This is a genomic window from Puia dinghuensis (assembly GCF_014642875.1).
GTDB lineage: Bacteria > Bacteroidota > Bacteroidia > Chitinophagales > Chitinophagaceae > Puia > Puia dinghuensis.
On sequence record NZ_BMJC01000001.1, the window covers coordinates 1,792,075 to 1,812,693 of the forward strand.

A 20,619-nucleotide genomic window follows, 5' to 3' on the forward strand; every position below is an offset into this window, starting at 1 on the left:
AAGGACAGACATTATATATTATGAATTGGTTAAGATTTCTGCCGGTCGCGCTTCTGCTGATCGCATCCTGCAACCCAACACAAAAGAGCAATACTCTCTTTACTGAAGTCCCTCCTGACATTTCGCACATAAATTTCCGTAATGAAATAAAGGAGGACGAAGACTACAACATCCTCACCTACGAATACCTTTACAACGGCGCCGGCGTAGCCGTAGGCGACGTCAATGGCGACGGCCTTCCCGACCTCTTCTTCATCGGCAACATGACGCCCAACCGGCTCTATCTCAACAAAGGGAATTTCCAGTTCGAAGACATCACACAAAAAGCCGGCATCGCAGGCCGTGACAAATGGAAGACCGGCGCCGTCATGGCCGACGTCAACGGCGACGGCCTGCTCGATATCTATGTCTGCTATTCCGGTCCCGGAACGGACGCCGACCGGACAAAAGAACTATACATCAACCAGGGCGTCAAGGACGGCATCCCCACCTTCAAGGAATCCGCAAAAGAATACGGCCTCGACGCTCCGGGAACATACACCACCACCGTGGCCTTCTTCGATATGGACGGTGACGGCGATCTCGACATGTTCATGGTCAACCATGCCGACATGTTCTACAACCCTTTCTTCAATACGGATAAGCTGCGGGCAAAACGCCATCCCAAATTCGGCAACCGGCTCTATCGCAATGACAACGGCCATTTCGTCGATATCAGCGAACAGGCGCATATCGACGGCAGCGGACTCAACTTCGGATTAAGCGTTTCCATCAGCGATCTCAACGGTGACGGCTGGCCGGACATCTATGTCACCAATGACTACGACGAACGTGATTTCATGTACCTCAACAACCACGACGGTACCTTTAAAGAAGTGCTGACAAAAGCAACCGGGCACATGTCCGAATTTGCGATGGGCTCCGACATCGCCGACTACAACAACGACGGCCTGCCCGACATCGCCGTACTCGATATGCTGCCGGAAGACAACCACCGGCAGAAATTGCTCCGCGGCCCCGACAATTATGATAAGTACACTCAGCGTGCCGACGCCGGGTTCGGCCATCAGCAGATGCGCAATACCCTGCAGCTCAATAATGGATTAGGCCCCGACAGCATCCCCCATTTCAGCGAGATCGGGCAATTGGCCGGCATGTCCAACACCGATTGGAGCTGGGCCCCGCTGTTCGCCGACTTCGACAACGATGGGTGGAAAGACCTGTTCATCTCCGACGGCATCTTCCGGGACATGACCAATCTCGACTTTGTAAAATACACCTCCGGCTACACCGTGGGCCAGGCGGAAAAGCTCGGCGACAAAGTGGAGATGTGGCGGCTGGTACAACAAATGCCTTCCACCAAACTGACAAACTACGTCTTTCGCAACAACGGCGACCTCAGCTTCAGCAACAAAAATGAGGAATGGGGACTCACCCGAAGAACCATCAGCAACGGCGCAGCCTATGTCGATCTGGACAATGATGGCGACCTGGATCTCGTCGTCAACACCATAGGCGATGCCCCCATCATCTATCGCAACAATGCATCCGAACAACACAAAGGCCACTTCCTCCGCGTCCAGTTGAAAGGCAACAGTCCGAACACCCAGGGCATCGGTGCCAAACTGATCCTCCACACCGCTCAGGGCCCCCAATTCATGGAGCAATACCTCACCCGCGGCTTCCAGTCTTCCATCGATCCCATCCTACACTTCGGCTGCGGTAAGGATTCCGTTATCACCTCCCTCACCGTCCTCTGGCCCTCCGGTAAAGTATCGACCCTCGGTCCATGCAAAGCAGACACACTGCTCACCATCACCGAGCAGTCCGCAAACAGCTCCGCCCAAAAACCGGCCGCAAACAGCAAGCCCACCCCCCTTTTCACAGATATCACGAAGAGCAGCGGCATCCAATATACCCACCAGGGCTCCAACTTCGTCGACTTCAAGATAGCCCCGCTACTCCCCTACCAGGTCTCTCATCTGGGCCCCTGTCTCGCAAAAGGCGACGTCAACGGCGACGGCCTCGAAGACCTGTTCATCGGCGGTACCGCCGGCCAGGAAAGCCGGCTCTATCTTCAGACACCGGACGGGAAATTCCTCCCGGCGTCCTCTCAACCCTGGAATACGGATAAGAACCACACCAACACCTCCGCGCTCTTCTTCGACGCGGATGGCGATGGCGATCTCGACCTCTATCTCGTCAGCGGCGGCGCCGACTTTCCGATAGGAAGCCCCAACTACCAGGATCGCCTGTTCGAAAATGATGGAAAAGGAAATTTCCGCCTCGTCACCGACGCCCTCCCCGCAGAGACCATCAGCGGCGGTTGTGTCCGCGCAGCCGACTATAATAAAGATGGCCGGCCCGATCTCTTCGTCGGCGGCGGACTCGTCCCCGGCTTTTTCCCGCTGAGCCCGGAAAGCCTTATCCTGAAGAACAACAGCACCCCGGGACATATCCATTTCGACAAAGACGCCACCCAGCGCGACAGCCTGCTCACCCATCCGGGGATGGTCGCCGACGCCTGCTGGATCGATTTGAACAAGGACGGCTGGCCCGATCTCGTGACAGTAGGCCCTTTCACGCCCGTCACCATCTTCGAGAACAGGCAGGGTCAGCTTGTCGACCAAACGGCAGCTTACGGCCTCGCCCAATCGCAGGGCTGGTGGACCACCCTCCTGCCGATCGATATCGATAAGGACGGCAATACCGACCTGGTCATCGGTAACCTGGGCACCAACACCGCCTTCAAAGCATCGGAAGAACAACCCCTCCGCATCTACTACGGCGACTTCAGCGGCAACGGAACCTTCGACCCGCTGCTCACCTACTATATCCAGGGTAAGAGCTTCCCCTACGCGTCCCGCGACGAGTTGCTACGCGAACTGCCAGCCCTGCAGAAGAAATTTGGCCGCTATGCCGACTATGCCGACGCACAGATACAAGATATCCTCACACCCCAACAACTGGCGGCCGCCGGCGCCAAACAGATCAATATCCTCTCCTCCGGCTATTGGCACAACGACGGTAACCATCGGTTTACATTCCATCCCCTGCCAAACTATGCCCAGCTAAGCGTAGTCAACGGCATCGTACCGGTGGAGACAGCCGGCAGCCGGATGCTGGTGTTGGCAGGCAACCTCTATCCTTTGCGGGCCCAAATGGGCCCGCTCGATGCAAGCATGGGTATGGTGCTGAAAACAGACAACGGGGGACAATTCACGCCCCTGCCCTATGATCTTACCGGACTCTGCATCCCGGGCGATACCCGTTGTCTCATCGGTCTGAAAGGGAAAAAATACCAGTTCCTCGTAGCAGCAGGCTACGGCAACGCTGTTCAAATTATAGCTTTACAAAACTATACCCCGCAGGATCCTTACCATCATTGACCCGAATATAATAAAGGCCGCCGGCCAGCCTGGAGACATCCAGCCCAAAAGTCAGATTGGTTACCCGCACGGCCATCACTCGTTGCCCCATGCGGTCATAAACCTCCAGCATCGAGCCCAGGTAACCCGCATCATTCAGCTTAACTTCCACCGTACTCACCGTCGGATTGGGATAGAGGGTAAACCGCTGAATTTTATTGCTGCCAGTCCGGGCCTCAGCCACCGAATCGGCGAGCGCCGGCTTCGACGCCGCGTCAGAGGACAGTAGGGGATAACGGAACCCCCCGGGCGCAAACAACGTTACCATCCGGTCACGCTGCCCATACGTAAACATATGCATCCCGATATCATCGGTAAAATCCATATAATTCATATACATATTCCCATACGGTGTATTGCCGCAGGAAATGATGATGCCGGTCGGATCGCCATAGGTGGCCTGTGACTGAGGTGGCGTGTCGGCCACCTGGTCGTCCCCACAGTACGCATCACCCCAGGTATGGATCAGGTTCAGCCAGTGGCCTATCTCATGCGTAGTCGTCCGGCCGAGGTTATAGGGAGCCGCCGCTGTGCCCATGGTGCCAAAGGCGCTGTAATTGACGACCACCCCATCCGATTCCTTTGGACTGCCGATCAGGCTGGAATAACCAAGCACATTCGCCTCCAGGTTACACACCCAGATATTCAGATAGCGGTCGCGGTCCCAGGGGTCATCCCCGCCCGAAACCGAAAATTTCATATTATCGGCAAGGGAAAAACTGGTCACATTGGTATGCTTGCGAATGATCCCCGATGTAGTATGGCCGTTAGTATCCAAACCGGCCAGGACAAATTGAAAGCCGCAATTGGCGGCCCTTGGACTGTAATAGCTCGGAATACCCGCCGTATCCGGGTTCAGCTTCTGATAGTCCCGGTTCAGCACATCGATCTGGGATCTTATCTGGGCATCGCTGATATTCTGTGCGGGAGTATTATAAAGGACGTGAACGACAACGGGGATGGTGATAAGTGAAGGAAGAGCGCTGTTGTTTGCGGCGGTCGTGGCTCCACCGGTGACAGCCACGGATGCGGGTTGCAACTGCCTCCGGGTGAACTGCTCATTGGCTTCCACCGCGATAGCCAACTCGGGATGAAGACGCAACTGCTGCTGACGGTAATCAACCGAACGGCAGCTAAGCTGGGTCCAACCGGGTATAGCGATCAACAAGCTCCAGATAAAGGGTAAAAAATACTTCATCGTACCTAACTTTTCAGGGTCGGTAGATCATAAGTATTGGCGCTGAATTTTGTGTGGTTATTGGATTAGTTCCAGGAAGGATATCGCGCGTGAAGGAGGAGAATAATAAGAATTGAACCTGTAAAAGTTGCTATTTTTTTTAACAAATGCAAGTTTTTTAACCCTTATTTTTGCGACTAGGCGGACCACAGGTCCGCCGGCCGAAGGCCAATCATCAGATGTTTGAGCCCGGAGGCTATTTTGAGACAGAGCCGCAGGGCTCAAACCATTAGCGCACGCACGTATGAACAAACTGATTCTTCTTCTTTTCGCTGTCTGCCTCTGGACAGCCTGCAACAATCCTTCGAAAGACGCTCCTGCCACCAACCCCGGCAATACAACCGACAATACTCCTCCTGACATCGCCTTTTCCGTTGTAAAAGCCTATCCGCACGATACCAGCGCCTATACCGAAGGATTCCTCTTCCATGATGGGAAATTATACGAAAGCACCGGAACAGAACCGGACATGCCCGCCGATCGCCGCTCCCTCTTCGGGACCGTCGACATGGCAACCGGAAAGATCACCCCGAAAGCAGAGATCCCCCGGGACAAATACTTCGGCGAAGGCATCGCTTTCCTCGACGGAAAGGTCTATCAGCTCACCTATACGACAAAGGTTGGCTTCATCTACGACGCTAAAACGTTTAAGAAGCTGGGCGAATTTACATATCCCAGCAAAGAAGGCTGGGGAATGACCACCGACGGGAGTTCCCTCATCATGAGCGACGGCACAAGCAACATCACATACCTCGATCCTAATACATTCCGCGTCGTCAAGATCCTCGGAGTGACAGACAACAACGGCCCCGTCAGCAATATCAACGAGCTCGAACTGATAAAAGGCTATCTCTACGCCAATCAATGGCAGACTAACTATATCCTGAAAATAGACACCGCCAGCGGGAAAGTAGTAGGAAAGATAAACCTGGATTCTCTCGTGGGCCAGGCAAAGAACCAATACCCGGGCGCAGAAGTGCTCAATGGCATCGCCTATGACTCCACCTCGGGGAAAGTATACGTCACCGGCAAATTATGGCCCAGCATCTATGAGATAAAATTCCCATTCTGACGCGCCCTATTTGGATATCACATAGATCAGGCTGCTACACCTGGGCTTGTTGATAAAAGCCTTCGCATTGGAAGTAAACCCGTTGACGACGGCCCTCACCACACTGCCGCCGCCCTTGGTACGATATTTCTCACTCAGCATACTGATATAAATGGCATCATACCACATCGGCCGGATATACTGCAGCTGAAGCTCGTGCCCGGTCAGCAGAACCTCCATGGCCTCCGGTGAAAAATGATAGAGATGCCGCGGTACATCATAAGCCGCCCAGGCCTCCTTGTATACCCGGGCATCATAAGAGGTGTAATTGGGCACGGCGATAAAGATCCGGCCTCCCCGGCGCACCAGTTTCTTCAACTGCTCGATATAGGAATGCAGGTCGTGTACATGCTCCAGGACATGCCAGAGGGTGATGGCGTCAAAACCATCGGCCGGCAGCTGATACAAATTATCCGTATCCAGCAATTGCACCCGATGATCTGCCCGGGCCACTTCACGCGCCGTCTCATCGGGCTCCAAACCCGTCACTTCCCATCCCTTCTCCTGCATATGCGCGACAAAAGCACCCGTGCCAGCGCCGATATCCAGCAACCTCCCCTGCCGCTTCCGGGTGGCGGAGGCTACAAGCCGGTATTTGTCCAACAGCGTCTGCTTGCGCACCAGGTGGTACAGCCGGTTGACAAGTCCCTTGCTGGTATTGCTATGGGATATATAATCCTCGCTACGATAATAGGGGCCGATGGATGCCGCATCCGGCACATCCTGGGTAAACCGCAGGCTGCATTGCCGGCATTGCCAGATGACAAAAGGCTCGTGGGAAACGGTATGGTCCTCGGCGTGAAGCACCGGCTCCAGCTCGGTCGAATGACAGATCGGGCAGGTGGTATAATGGATCAGGGGCATAAGAGAGATCATTCAGCAGGCCGGGTTAGAATTTGTTTTGACTGGCCGTCGAAAGGCCGTGGGAATAGAAATACCAGCCAAGGAAGGCCAGACCGGCAACGGCGATAATAAGGGCGATCACCCACCAGGGAAGCCCCCGGCGGCGGCCTTCCTCTTCTTCCTCGTGCTGCCGCCATTCATTCATCTCTCCGGTGGTGCGTTCGCGGTCGCCTACCAATAACGTATGTTGCGCGTCCTGGTGAAGCACCCGGACGGCAGGCGTGGGCTGCATAAAATTAAGCGGGGAACTAAAAGGCTCAAGCAGAACATTACCCGATCCGTCCTTCTTCAAAACGCCAACCCCCTCCCAGTTGACCTCATCTTCGGTCTTGATCCGGTTGCGCAGGTCGAAAGCAAACTCATTATACCACTTAATCGCCTCAAAATCAAGGATATGACGCTGATTTGCAATAAAGGCGAAGAATTCTTTATCCGGGGCGTCGAAATACTTATCAAACCTGAACTGGTACATCGGCGGCAACATAGTCCTGTCCGCCACGTCAACGGCAGCAGGCATGGTCTCCAGGTAGATCGTACCCAATCCCGGAATGCTGATGCTCCTATGTTGAAATAAATAGGCGTTCAAAACCGCGAACATAGACTATCCTTTTTTGCAGCTAAAGCTGCGAATCTACTCATTTCTTGTCTCCAAATGAAAATATTATCCCGCCCAGCACATTAAATCCATAAACGGGGTACTGGTGCCACCGCTCATATTTGTTGTTGAAAAGGTTGTTCATCTGGAACCAAAGATTCAACATCTTCGTGATCCGAAACTCCACCCCCGCATTCATATCCGCTCCATTGTCTCCCTTGAACGGCACCCCGTCGGTGGGCGAACGATACTGGGCGCCGCTAAAGGCATAGAAATCGAGCTTGGCCCAGAAATCCTTAAAGGCTTCCCACTTCAAATGGGTGCTGAATTCCACCGGCAGCAGCCCCCAGGCCTTGGCCTGCTTCTGGAGGTCCTTGAATTGATAGATATTCAGCCCGGCCGTCACGGTAAAATCTTCTCCCTGGAGATAGCTCAGCTCCCCATGCAGCTGAAGGGCCTGCATCGAGGTCTCATACCGGATAAGAAAATCCTTCCCGCCACCCACACTGTCATTGACAAAGAGGGGCATGTTATGGTATTGAAGATGCCCGATCTTGGCGGCATACGTAAAGTGATTGCTGATCGATCCCTTAAAACCCCCATACACTTCCTCCATCCGCGTATTCAGCAGGGAGTCCGCCGGCTGCGCCAGCCAGGGGTTGATGGATTCAAACCGCTGGTAAGACCCCTTGTCATAATACCCGATCCACCCCAGCTGTATCGTAAAGCGCTGATCACTCGTCGAAATATCAGCAAGGAAATTGGGCAGCAGGTGAAAGGCCTTGTTGTCCCACGAGGGTGTCACCGCCGCCTGCAAAAACAAGTTGGAGGTCTTCACCAAAAAGGCCGGGTTCACCGAATAAATATTATTGTTTTGGGCATTCGCCTGCGAAGGCAGGTTGTAATGCGTCAGGTCGGCCGTAAAGCCCAGATCAAAGGCGAATTCCTTCCCGATCAGCTTTTCCAATGGCAGATTCAGCACCGTATTCGCCTCCGTGCCCTTCGGGTTCAGGTTGTCTTCAAAGTAGGATATCTTGATATTCGGGTGATAAAGCAGCCCAAACTCCGTGGGCACCGTATTGCGCAGACTCAACCCACCCTCGAAGGTCTGGAAGGTCCGTCTCAGCTGGTCACTCGTATATTTCAAGGTATCCGGCCGGTAACCGTAGAGGTAATAGACATCGTTCTTGAACCCAAGGTTGCCGGTCCATTCGAGGTTGTTGGTGGTCTTCACCGTCCCCAACAGCTTCACATCGGTAAGACTGTTCTTCTGATTATTAAGACTCCCTTTGCTGCTCAGCTGGTTGGCATAGAGATTGAAAAAGGTGGTCTTCCCATCCCCAAAGCTAAAGCCGCTGCGGATATACGGGATATGTACATTCCCAACCCCGATCTTGATAAAATTGTGATTCACCCACGGGTTGATGGAATCCCGTTGCAGGGCCACCGGTTTCAGTTCCCCCGGCTGATAGTTGAGGAAAAGATACTGGGCCGGAATAGTATAGGTGAGCCTGGGCCGGCTGGTATCCACCGCCGGCGGCGCCGCATTGAAATTGATCTTTACCGCCTCGCGCAATACGGGCTTGAAGGAAGAAGTGATGTCGATGGTCCTGCGTTTGGTCGTGTCCTGCGCCTGCACCGAAACAAAACAGAGGACACCCACCCCCAGGAAAAAATTCTTTTTATTCATGTAAACTTACATTCTGATTAATTACTACCGGTAGTATCCACTTTGCTGCCCTTCTTTTCCTCCGCCACCACCTGCGCTAATTTCTGTTGGGCCTGCAACCGCAGCTCTTCGATCTTCGCTTTCTCTACAATACTTTGATACGTGGCCTTTGCATTGAAATAATCTTTCTCCGCAAAATAGATATCGCCAAGCAACAGGTAGGCCTTGGTCACCCATTCCTCGTAAGAGCCCGACTTATTGATCACTTCGAAAGCGGCTTTCTCCGCATCCTTATTCTGACCCGCGTGGAAAAGACAATCGGCAATCTGATACCGGGCTTCCGCACTGTAGGCCGACTTGGTCAGGCCCGCGGCCGTCCGGAAATATTGCAAGGCCTGATCGCATTGGTTGTTCACCTGGTAGGATTTGGCAATGGCCATATTCGCCAACACCCTGTCATCCGTACTGATCCCCTTCTGGTTCAGCAGGTCCTTGGCATTGGCCACCGCATCCGGCCATTTCTGCAGCTGGTACTGGCTGCGCAACAGCCCGCGCATGGCTTCCAATTTATTCGCCTCCGAAGACGCGAAGTCCTTCAGCTTGCTGAAATACTTCTCCGCATTGGCATAATCCTTCAGGTTGAAGAAGTACAGCGTGGCCGCCTGCAAGAGCGACTTCTCCCCGAATTTATTCGGCGCCCGGTCTGCCACCACCGCATACCCTACTACCGCCTTTGCCCATTCTTTTTGGGAGAAATAGATCTCACTCTTATAATAGTTGGCTTCGAGTGAATACTTGCCATCGGGAAATTTGGCTAAATAGGATTCGAATCGCTGAACGGCGCCTGGGAAATTGCCATTGTTGAATTGCACCTCCGCCTCTTCATACGCCAATTGATCTTCCTGGCTGGCGCTTACCTCGACGCCCATTCCCTTGGCGAAATTGACATATTCGCTGGTCCGGCCCTCTTCCACATAGATGGTCTTCGCATTGTCAAGCCCTTCCTGCGCTTCGGGGGAGTTGGGATACTGCCGCAACAGCGAATCATACTGCTTCAGCGCCTCATCGTTGTTGTTGAGGTTGTACCAGGCGATCCCGCTGCGGAGATAGGCCCTGGGCTTCAACGCATCCGCTCCGGACGTATGCAGCACGTTCTTCAGATAAGGCAGCGCCTCCCGGTATTGCTCACCGGCAAGATACGTACTGGCAACTTCCATATTGACATCCGCCGACAGACTCGACGTGGGGTAAAGCCTGGCGATCGTGTTCAGCAGATCGATCTTCTGTTTGCCGCTGGTGACGCCCGCGATCATCGCCTTTTGAAAAGTAGCATAATCGCTTGCCGGCCAGGAATAGCTCACCACCCTGTTATACATTGCAAGGGCCGTCTTATAATCCCGGTTCATATAATAACAGTCCGCCACCCGGACATACGCATCCTGTTCCATCGGGGAAGAGCTCAGACTTGGCGTCCGCACCACCTGCTCGAAGAACCCCTGCGCCTGGCGATAGTTCTCCTTCTTCAAAAAACAATATCCAAGATTATATTTGGCGTTCGTAGGATTCACCTCCCCGTTCACGGCGCCGTTCTTCAGATAAGCGAGAAAATATTGTATGGCGTCATCGATCTTCCCAAGACGGTAGGAGATCTCTCCCTTCCAAAACTGCACAAAGGGCAGAACACTCCCGTTATTGGGGTCCTTCAGCGCTCTGTCCAGCAGGTCATTCGCGCCCAGCAGCATCCCGTCATTCACCATTTCGGTCGCCCTGCCATATAAGATGCGCGGGATCAGCCGCCTGGCATTCTCCGAAGGATGCCCCAGGCTATCGATCAGGGTCAGCGCGTCCTTGTAATTGTTGGTTCCCGCCAACACGCTAAGCAACAATTCCCGCGCTTCCCCACTATAATCGGAGTTGGGATACTGTTGCAAAAAACCCTGCAGCTCCGTCAAGGCTACATCCTGGTAACCCAGCTCATAGGAGAGCTTGGCATAATTGAACTTCGAGATCTCTTTCTGCTTGGGATTGCTGCTGTTGAGGCTGCAGAAAAGAAAAGCATTCCGGGCATTGGCTTTCTGGGCGGTGCGGAGATAGGCGTCGCCCAGCAGGTACATAGAGTTCTGCGCCATGGAATCCTCTTTTCCGCCCAGCTGCTTAAATCCATTTATTGCCTTGTTCCAGTCCTTGGTCTGGTAATAACAATAAGACAGCTCGTAAAGGTCCTCCCGGGAGACCGTCTTCGATGAATTGACATACTGCTCCAGGAAAGGCAATGCCTTCGCAAACTCCTGCTTTTCATAATAACCATGCCCTACCAGCTGTCGCAGTTCGTTATCATAATACTGGTTCCCTTTTTTCAGATGCGCCTCCGCATAGTCGATAGCCTTGTCCTTCTGGCCCTGGACGAGATAAATATTAGCTATATAATAGGGAACAACCTTCTCATAAGTGGGAGAATTCTCCACAACCTGAAAAGCTTGCAGGGCATCATTATATTTCTTCTGGTAGAAACAGATAAACCCGTAGTAATAATTGGCGTCGAGATAATTGGGGTCCTTTGGCAGCTGCCGGATGGCATTGAAAAGCGGGAGGGCGTTGTCGAACTGCCTGGCGGTGAAATAGCAATAACCCTCATGAAATTTCAGATCGGCTATCTCCTGGTTGCTCAGGTTCTCGATATCGGCATGGTCATAAAGCTTCAGCGCATCGGCATAATCCTTCTGCCGGAAATAATATTCCGCCAGGTGGAAACTGATCATCCCCACCCGTGGCGCATTGTTCTCCAGTTCGATGTAATCCCGGGACGCGTTTACGGCGATGCTATCGTTCTGCTCGAGGGCGCAGACGAGATAATAATATTTTACATCCTGGTATTCAACGGAATTATTGCTTTTATCTGTCTCCCGGAGGTTGAATTTCAAATCCCGGAAGATCGGATAGGCCAGACTATAAAAGTCATGCTCGAAGAACTCCTTAGCCTGCCTGAACTCAGCCTGCGGGTCGTCATAATAACGGGTCTGCTGGGCGAAAGAAGAAGAAGAAAGAAGAAGGACCAAAAACAATATTGCAGAGTACTTCACTGGAAAATAGTTTGATTGTTATTCCCATCATGGCCTTCGGCCGCCGTGCCCGTGGCCCATCCTGCGCCAACCCTACCAACAGGCGTAACGCGCTAAGTTTCTAATTATTTTGCCTTTTACCAAACATCGTTCCAAACAGGTGTGGATAACTGCAAGGATTAACATTTCCTTATAACTCTTTGATCCAATAGCACAAAAAACTATCTTCATACCAAATTCAAATCATACATGAAAAAATTCCTGTCCACCGCCTATTCCGAAACCGCTTTCAACATTGCCGCCCTGGTCCTGCGCCTCACCTTCGGCCTGCTCATCTGCATCTACCACGGCTTCGACAAATTGAAGAATTTCGGTAAGCTGCAATATATCTTTCCCGATCCTATCGCTGTGCTCGGCCACCGCTGGTCCCTCGTCCTGGTCATCTTCGCAGAGGTCTTTTGCGCCCTGCTCCTGGTGCTGGGATTGTTCACCCGGTTCGCCGCACTCGTACTGGTCATCAGCATGGGCGTAGCCCTTTTCCTGGTACACAGAGGACATGTCCCGGTAAATAACGGCATCGTCAGCGAACAGGTATTCCTCTACTTCGCAGCCTTCGTAGCGATCCTGATGGTTGGTCCCGGCCGCATCAGCGTCGACGGCGCAATGGGGAAATAAGCGTGGAAAAATAACAAACCTCCTAAATATGAAAAAAGCCGACCTCGTTCACCTGACCCTCCTCATCGTAGCCATCCTGTCCGGCTATACCGCCGTAGACTATCTCATCAGCGTATTGTCGATGGTGGCCTACCTGGGAGAACCGTTATCCCAATTCACTACGCGGGCAGCCTATCTTTTCCTCTATGCATTCCTCCACGCCTGTGTCTGCATCGCGCTCATCGCCAATGGCCGGAAATATGCCGCGATGATCCTGAGAGACGAGCCGGAGGGTTCCTGGGAAGATGCCGCCCGCTGGGACCTCGATCGCCGCAATATGCTCTTCGTCCTTTTCATCGGCATCGGCCTTTACATGCTCATCATGTATGGTGCCTATGCCATCAGCGATTGTTATCAGCTGTTCGCCGAAAAGGTCAATAGCAACGGCGCACTCGGCCTCAACGACAGCCGCCCGGTCAAGCCGCATACTGTTAACATCGCCATCGACCTGTTGCGACTCACCTTCGGCGCCGGCCTCGTCTATGCGTCCCCTACCCTCACCAATTTCATAGAAAAGAAGATCGCCATCCGGCTCCAACGCGACCCGGTATCAAATTAGAATATGTACACCAGCGAAACACAGGTCCGCGTACGCTACGCCGAGACCGATCAGATGAACGTCGTCTATCACGGCAACTATGCCCAGTATTTCGAAGTGGGCCGCGTGGAAGCCATCCGGCAGCTGGGCTTAAGCTATAAAGACCTCGAAGCCGACGGCATCATTATGCCCGTCATCGAATGGACCGCAAAATTTCTACGCCCGGCTCACTATGACGACCTGCTCACCGTCCGGACCACACTGAAAGAATGGCCCGAGGGGCATCGCATCGTATTCCAGCAGGAAGTGTACAACGAGAAGGGAAAGCTTCTCACCACCGGCCACGTTGTCCTGTATTTCCTGGAAAAGGACACCATGGAGAAGACAGCCATGCCGCCGGAGATGGAGCAGCGGCTGAAACCATATTTCACCTAATTTTGGGTTATGAATAAGGTTGTGGCCAGCATCATCACCATCGGAGACGAAATACTGATAGGACAAGTAATCGACACCAACAGCGCCTGGATGGGGCAGGAATTGAACAAAAATGGCATCTGGGTCAGCCACCGCGTAGCAGTAGGTGACAATCGCACCGATATCCTGGAAGCGCTGGATGAAGCCTCCCGTCGCGCCAGCATCATCCTCATCACAGGCGGACTGGGCCCCACAGCCGATGACATCACAAAACCCCTGCTCCTGGAATATTTTGGCGGGAAGATGGTCGTCGACGAAAAGGCCCTGGCCAACGTAAAATGGATCTTCGAGCGCCTCAAGCGTCCCATGATCGACCGCAACCTCCAACAAGCCGAAGTCCCCGACTCCTGCACCGTCATCCAGAACCGGCGCGGCACTGCTCCGGGGATGTGGTTCGAAAAGGAAGGCCGCATCTTCGTCTCGATGCCCGGCGTCCCCCATGAAATGCAAGGAATGATTACCGATGACGTGCTGCCTGCTCTCCGCCGGCACTTCCGGCTCCCCTACATCGCCCACCGTACCCTGCTGACATTCGGCATCGGCGAATCCTTCCTGGCCGAACATATAAAGACATTCGAAGAAGCCCTGCCCGGCTCCATCAAGCTGGCCTACCTGCCCAATTATGGAATGGTGCGCCTCCGCCTCACCATCCGCGGCGAAGACCCGGTGCCAATGGAGGCGCTCTTACAGCAACAGTTCGATACCCTAAAAGGACTGGTCACTGAATGGATGGTCGCCGGCGAAGACATCACCATCCAGGAGGCCATCGGCCGCCTCCTGAAAGCAGGCGGCCACACCCTCGGCACCGCCGAAAGCTGCACCGGCGGCTACATCGCCCACCTCATCACCTCCATCCCCGGCAGCAGCAATTATTATAAAGGTAGCGTCGTCAGCTACGCCAACGAAGTAAAGATGCAAATGCTCGGCGTGAAGCCGGATACCCTGGCGCAGCATGGCGCCGTCAGCGAAGAGACCGTCCGGGAAATGGTAAAAGGCGCCCTTGCCGGGCTGGACACCGACTTCGCCATCGCAACGTCCGGCATCATGGGGCCGGATGGCGGGACACCCGAAAAACCGGTAGGCACGGCATGGGTAGCGGTTGGAAACCGTCAAAATATTCTCACCCAAAAATTTTCATTCCGCTTCGACCGGCAACGGAATATTGAATTAACGGCAACAAACGCCCTCAATCTGTTGAGGAAATTCATCCTGTCTGCCACCCCCGCCCCCCTGCCGGCATGACCTAACCCGAAGACCGGTCTCCACAAACTAAAAAATACTACCTTTGTCCATCTTTGGATAATTGGATAATCTTAAATCTGCCATATTATGTCTCTTGTCGATCTGGTAATGCCAAAAATGGGTGAAAGTATCATGGAAGCCACCATTCTGAAGTGGCACAAGCAGCCCGGCGATGCCGTGAAGCAAGACGAGACCGTATTGGAAATAGCAACCGATAAGGTGGATTCCGAGGTTCCTTCCATCACCGAAGGCGTCATGGAAGAAGTGCTTTACCAGGTGAACGATGTCGTTCCCATTGGCTCCGTCATCGCCCGCATCCGCACCAGCAACGGCGCCGCGGCAACCCCTCCCGTACAAGAGGCTGTCACCGTTACCCCCACCCCAACCGCGACACAAAACCATCACCCTGCCCCACAGGTATTCGCCGCCAACCCAGGCACTCCCCGGTTCTACTCCCCTCTCGTGCTTAACATCGCTGCCAGCGAAGGGGTACCCCTGAGTGAGCTCGAGTCTATCCCCGGTACCGGCAACGAAGGCAGGGTAACCAAAAAGGACATTCTTCAATATATCGCCGACCGAAGATCCGGCCACGTGCCCACAGCTGCCGCAACGACGCCCGCCGGCGCCGCCTACCCCGCCGCCGCAACACCTGCCGCTACTACCAGCTACCCCGCTGCCACCCCGCCGCCTTCCGTTACCCCCACACGCACCACACCCGAAACCATCAACACCCAGCCCCCCATAGTTCTCGGAAGCGGCAACGTAGAGATCATCGAAATGGACCGGATGCGCCGCCTCATCGCCGACCATATGGTCCGCAGCGTGCACACCAGTCCGCACGTCACCAGCATCTCCGAAGCCGACGTCACCCATCTCGTCCAATGGCGGGAAAAAGTCAAAAATGAATTCGAAAAAAGAGAAGGCACAAAACTCACCTTCACTCCATTATTCATCGAAGCAGTCATCCGCTGCATAAAGAAATACCCGCTCGTCAACAGCTCGGTCGATGGCGATAAGATCATCCTCAAAAAGGATATCAATATTGGTATGGCTACGGCCCTGCCGTCCGGCAATCTCATCGTTCCCGTCATCCGCAACGCCGACCAGCTCAATCTCACCGGACTTGCGCGCCAGGTCAATACCCTTGCAGACAACGCCCGCCAAAACAAGTTGCGGCCCGAAGACACCCAGGGAGGAACCTTTACCCTCACCAATGTGGGCACCTTCGGAAGCCTGATGGGCACTCCTATCATCAACCAGCCGCAGGTAGCCATCCTCGCCGTAGGCGCTATCAAGAAGCGCCCCATGGTACTGGAGACAGACGGTGGGGATGCCATCGTTATCCGGCACATGATGTACCTCTCGCTTTCCTACGACCACCGCATCGTAGATGGCAGCCTGGGAGCGACATTCTGTTCAGCTGTTGCACGCGAACTGGAGAACTTCCCGGTCGACCGGCAGCTGTAGCCGAAGCAGCCCCCGCCACCTTCGAAGCCACAGCCCCCAATGCAACCCGCCTCCGCCGGGGCTCTCCCCCCTATTGCATTATTCATCGGATTTTCGTAAATTCATCTAATTGCCCCCGCCCCAACCGGCGACTTTGGCTCTGAATTTAAAAGAAGGTCTATGAAGACGCTATCCGAAACCTGGTTTGCAGATGGTTACATCGATTTCGAATTGAAGAAATACACCCTACTCGCCTATCTCCAGGAGATACACCGCCATTTCAACCAGAATAAGCTCTACCCGCAGCTCGCCGACATCATCTTTCATTATAATAACCTGGCCGCCTTCCGCGAGAACAAGAAATATTTACAAGAGCATTTCCCCAAAAAGCTCAGCGGGATTCAAATAGAAAAGCTGCAGGTGCTCTACGAACAAATGATCGAGGATGACGAGCTCATGAAAGAGCTCGAAGAGATCATCAACTATGCCACTCAGGAGATCCGCAATACCATCAGCAACGGCACCGAGATCTATGAGTTCGTGGAAGACAAACTCACCATCTATCCCGTCGGCCTCGTGCCGCTCGACAGCCAGGAAGGGTACTTCTTCCTCAGCGCAGGCGACCATGCAGACACCCGCGTATATCAATACCGCCTCAGCTTCTTCGAGAAACACGATGAGAAATACCGCAGCATCCGGACGGAATACATCGACAGCTGGTCGCGCAGCATCGCCAATACATACGAGAACATAAAGGCCGAGCTCATCCGCATAAAGACCGGCATGCCCAACCCCGCCGTATACTCCATCGAAACCGAATTGAAATTCCCCGTCGACGAAACCCTGCTCCCCATCGCCAAGCGCAGCCTCGTCCGCTACATCAGTGGCCGCGCCGCCTGATCTCAGCCCGGACAACAAGCCACCATGTAGCTTTTGTATTTCTGGATTTTCGTATATTTATTTCGCAGGTTTCAGACCAACTTTAGTACTGCCATTTTAACTTTCCCAACGAGCAGAGACTATTAACTGTAACCGCGGTGTGGCAATTGCGACACCTTCCGGGAATGGAAGAGCCAATTTGGCACCTCCAATGAAGGGGATAAATAGGTTTCCGCAGAGCAGGGGAGAAAGATTAATTGAGTGTTTCATCAGATTCAACATAAATTCAATGAAGCGGCATTTCCTATTAATATTACTACTATTGAGTTTTAACGCCGATTCTTTCGCTCAACGAACATATATTGATCGGGCGCCATCAGGAATGGCCAATTATCTTCCTGTCGAGGGTGGGTCGATCTATATGCCTATCGATTCAATAACCCCCTTAGGAAACCTGATTGAGAGATTATACGGCAATTGGCAACTTATCGAAACTGGCAAAGCATATTGGATCGGATACACAAATGATATGTTCTCCATAGCCGCAAGAGGTGACAATGCAATCGGGCCTTTGATTAACCTGGTAGAAAATTCTGCGAATGACAAAGCAAAGCTTGGCGCTATTTATACGATTCATTTGATTGGAATTAAAAGAAAAATCGTAGGTAGATTTGAAGAGAAGTTTGCGGATACCAACGCAAGGAAAGCACTTTTGTATTTACTCAAATACCCTGATTGGCAACCGACGATCATGGAGCTTTTGATCAAGGATCCTTGGAAGTCCGATGTACCCGATTTGATCAGGTGCCTTCATACGTCCGATTCCGACTGTTGGGCAGTAGTTGACGGATTAAGTCAATATGAATTGGAAAACACTCCTTTTCGCCAAAAGATCCCGGACAACCTTAGAAATATAGTTCTTAAGTTGCGATATAGAAATCCAGAGGTTCTGGAATCTAATTTTGATTTTGAAGGGCAGATGCAGGAAGTTCTTGATTCCCTTATTGCCCTTAAAAATGATTCTATCATCGTAGAAAGGAGTTTACTTAACCGGCCACTTTGGGGAAATATGAGATATAAATTGGGCCAGGCACTGCCAGGAGATCGATTCCTGAAACTATCCGTTGGGGATTTCCTGGATTCCTGGGCCTTTAGAATATTTAAAGAGTTGGGCAATAAACTCCAATATTATGTCGAGAATGGTAAATTGTATATATGTTCAGCCGAATCTGCAAAAAAACGCTGGATCGATTGGTGGGCAAAATCTGCTTCAACTTTTGACAAAAAGTAAATCCCTCATGTAATGGAGAAAAGATCAAGACTCCCTTATTTTCTTGCATTAAGCCATAACTCCTCGTCGCGCAACAACTTGCGAACTTTCGCAAAACAGCCCCTGTATTTTCACGTAATTTTTCCGTAAAAACGACGTAAGCTTGCTCCCTGGGAGTATAAGCCCCTCTCCACATCCATCAACCAAACACATCCATCCATCCTGATATTCAACACAACCGTTATGAATTTCGGTATAGCCGCACGAAATTCGATTTGTCTTTTAAGAGCAGGCTGATCTTCCTTCAATTAAGCTTGAGAAAAACTCTTAGGGAAATCTAAAAAATATTTGTTTACTTCGTACCACTGATCCTTACTCGCCCACTAATCATTTCCCAAATACCTAACCGTAAATTTATGAGACTTGCCCATGCATTGTTGTGCGCGGTTTCGCGTGCCTCTCCCGATTTTTATTCCATTTTTCGTTTTCAGCATCTGTATAATCACGTCGGACTCCGAATCTCCCGGGTCTAGCATTATTCTCTAATTCCGGCTATATGCGAAAAATTCCGGTTCTCATCGGGGTGGCATTGCTTTGCCTTTCCCGGACGGTGGTACATGCCCAGGCGGTAGATTCCTTTAGCAATAAGGTCTTTCACTTTCCTGCCCTGTTGTTGGGACATCTTCAATCGCGGACGGCCAGCCTTAACCAGGACCTGACTCGGCAAACAGAGAAGATGCTGCAAAAGATGGCGCAACGGGAGGCCCGGTTGGAAAAGAAGATCACCGGCATGGATAGCACAGGCGCCAAACAACTATTCGCGCACACCCAGCAGGAATACGCCGCCCTCATCCAGCGCATCCGGACCGACACCGGCAACCGCCATCAACGCATCAGCGGCGAGTATCAGCCTTATGTCGACACCTTGCAAGGCTCGCTATCCTTCCTCAGGCAAAATCCTCAACTATTATCCGGCAGGACGGGCAGCCTACCCCCAACCATCCAGGCCCCGCTGCAAGGCGCTGGCAGCGAGTTACAGGCCATGCAGGCGAAGCTACAGGTCGCGGCAGAAGCCAAAGCCTTTGTCCAGCAGCGTAAGATGCAGTTGAACCAATACATTGCCCAACACGCCAACCTTCAATCCCTGGTAAGTAAGCCGCTGGGTGCGATGAACCAGGAGTTGTATTATTATTCCCAGCGGGTACAGCAATACAAGGATATGATGAACAGTCCCGACCGACTGGAAAAGAAGGCCCTGGCGCAATTGAGCGGACTGCCCGCCTTCCGGACCTTCATGCAGAGCAACGGGCAACTGAGTGGGCTGTTCCAACCCCTGGGAGGCGGCGGAGGCGCAATGGGCACAGCTCAACCAATTCCCGGCTTGCAAACCCATGCCCAGGTGGCCAGCCAGGTGCAGGGGCAAGTGTCGGCGGCGGGGCCTGTCGGGATGGAAGCCCTGCAATCCAAGCTGCAATCAGCTCAGAGCCAGCTCGACGCCTACAAAAACAAACTCAGCCAACTCGGCGCCGGCCACACCGCGGCGGACGTGCCGGATTTCCGCCCAAACGATCAAAAGACAAAGCCCTTCTGGGGCCGTCTGGAATATGGAGCAAATTTCCAGACCACGCATACCAACTACTACTATCCCGTCGTCACCGACCTCGGCCTCTCGCTGGGATACAGGTTGGGCCACTCCAAAATAATAGGCCTCGGCGCCAGCTACAAGCTCGGCTGGGGCAGCGGCATCCAGCATATCGCCATCACCAGCCAGGGCGTAGGGCTGCGGAGCTTCCTGCAGGTGGGGATCAAGGGAGGATTCTCGGCAACTGGCGGCTTCGAATACAACTATACGACGCCGTTCACTTCCTTCCAGCAGCTGAAGCAGTTACAGTATTGGACGAAGTCGGGGCTTATCGGCGTGACAAAGACCGTATCAATGAAGAGCCGGGTGTTCAAGAAGACGCAGGTGCAGCTGTTGTGGGATTTCCTGAGCTACCAGCAGGTGCCGAAGACGCAGGCATTGTTATTCAGGATAGGATACAGTTTTTAATAAA

15 protein-coding genes are annotated in these 20,619 nt (G+C 52.9%); 10 read left to right on the forward strand and 5 right to left on the reverse strand.

The window, feature by feature from the left end:
* Nucleotides 1-20: 20 nt before the first annotated feature.
* Entirely contained in the window at nucleotides 21-3,389 is a 3,369-nt protein-coding gene (locus tag IEY39_RS07205) for a VCBS repeat-containing protein (protein WP_188929925.1), read from the forward strand.
* On the opposite strand, the gene IEY39_RS07210 is transcribed toward IEY39_RS07205, so the two are convergent.
* On the reverse strand, nucleotides 3,343-4,626 hold the full coding sequence (locus IEY39_RS07210; RefSeq protein ID WP_188929927.1) for a M43 family zinc metalloprotease: 1,284 nt from the start codon (nucleotides 4,624-4,626) through the stop codon (nucleotides 3,343-3,345). The two genes, IEY39_RS07205 and IEY39_RS07210, sit on opposite strands and share 47 nt — an antisense overlap.
* 283 nt (nucleotides 4,627-4,909) lie before the next feature.
* Between IEY39_RS07210 and IEY39_RS07215 the strand changes: the two genes are divergently transcribed.
* On the forward strand, nucleotides 4,910-5,737 hold the full coding sequence (locus IEY39_RS07215; protein WP_188929930.1) for a glutaminyl-peptide cyclotransferase: 828 nt from the start codon (nucleotides 4,910-4,912) through the stop codon (nucleotides 5,735-5,737).
* Between the two features lie 6 nt (nucleotides 5,738-5,743).
* Here the strand turns inward: IEY39_RS07215 and IEY39_RS07220 are convergent, their stop codons facing one another.
* From IEY39_RS07220 to IEY39_RS07235, 4 genes are read right to left on the reverse strand one after another with little or no spacing between them, the layout of a single operon-like run.
* Complete coding sequence (locus IEY39_RS07220) at nucleotides 5,744-6,652, reverse strand: class I SAM-dependent methyltransferase (protein WP_229688806.1); 909 nt, start codon at nucleotides 6,650-6,652, stop codon at nucleotides 5,744-5,746.
* 13 nt (nucleotides 6,653-6,665) lie between these two features.
* Entirely contained in the window at nucleotides 6,666-7,277 is a 612-nt protein-coding gene (locus IEY39_RS07225; RefSeq protein ID WP_188929932.1) for a hypothetical protein, read from the reverse strand.
* A gap of 37 nt (nucleotides 7,278-7,314) precedes the next feature.
* Entirely contained in the window at nucleotides 7,315-8,964 is a 1,650-nt protein-coding gene (locus IEY39_RS07230; RefSeq protein WP_188929934.1) for a hypothetical protein, read from the reverse strand.
* A gap of 17 nt (nucleotides 8,965-8,981) precedes the next feature.
* Nucleotides 8,982-12,023, reverse strand: a complete 3,042-nt coding sequence (locus IEY39_RS07235; protein WP_188929936.1) for a tetratricopeptide repeat protein — start codon at nucleotides 12,021-12,023, stop codon at nucleotides 8,982-8,984.
* A gap of 228 nt (nucleotides 12,024-12,251) precedes the next feature.
* Between IEY39_RS07235 and IEY39_RS07240 the strand changes: the two genes are divergently transcribed.
* The 8 genes from IEY39_RS07240 to IEY39_RS07275 all read left to right on the forward strand — a co-directional run bounded on the left by IEY39_RS07240 (nucleotide 12,252) and on the right by IEY39_RS07275 (nucleotide 20,615).
* Nucleotides 12,252-12,677 (forward strand): DoxX family protein, encoded by a 426-nt coding sequence (locus IEY39_RS07240; protein ID WP_188929938.1) that lies wholly within the window; start codon nucleotides 12,252-12,254, stop codon nucleotides 12,675-12,677.
* Nucleotides 12,678-12,705: 28 nt separating this feature from the next.
* Nucleotides 12,706-13,275, forward strand: a complete 570-nt coding sequence (locus IEY39_RS07245; protein ID WP_188929940.1) for a hypothetical protein — start codon at nucleotides 12,706-12,708, stop codon at nucleotides 13,273-13,275.
* Between the two features lie 3 nt (nucleotides 13,276-13,278).
* A complete protein-coding gene (locus IEY39_RS07250) occupies nucleotides 13,279-13,689 on the forward strand; it encodes an acyl-CoA thioesterase (protein ID WP_188929942.1) in 411 nt (136 codons plus the stop codon).
* Nucleotides 13,690-13,698: 9 nt separating this feature from the next.
* Entirely contained in the window at nucleotides 13,699-14,970 is a 1,272-nt protein-coding gene (locus tag IEY39_RS07255) for a competence/damage-inducible protein A (protein WP_188929945.1), read from the forward strand.
* Between the two features lie 87 nt (nucleotides 14,971-15,057).
* Entirely contained in the window at nucleotides 15,058-16,437 is a 1,380-nt protein-coding gene (locus IEY39_RS07260) for a dihydrolipoamide acetyltransferase family protein (RefSeq protein ID WP_188929947.1), read from the forward strand.
* A 159-nt stretch (nucleotides 16,438-16,596) separates the two neighbouring features.
* Nucleotides 16,597-17,316, forward strand: coding sequence for a hypothetical protein (locus IEY39_RS07265; protein WP_188929949.1), 720 nt, complete (start codon nucleotides 16,597-16,599; stop codon nucleotides 17,314-17,316).
* A 268-nt stretch (nucleotides 17,317-17,584) separates the two neighbouring features.
* Nucleotides 17,585-18,586, forward strand: coding sequence for a hypothetical protein (locus IEY39_RS07270; protein ID WP_188929951.1), 1,002 nt, complete (start codon nucleotides 17,585-17,587; stop codon nucleotides 18,584-18,586).
* A 535-nt stretch (nucleotides 18,587-19,121) separates the two neighbouring features.
* Nucleotides 19,122-20,615 carry a hypothetical protein gene (locus IEY39_RS07275; protein WP_188929953.1) on the forward strand — a complete coding sequence of 498 codons (1,494 nt, stop codon included), beginning with the start codon at nucleotides 19,122-19,124 and terminating at the stop codon, nucleotides 20,613-20,615.
* Nucleotides 20,616-20,619: the final 4 nt, after the last annotated feature.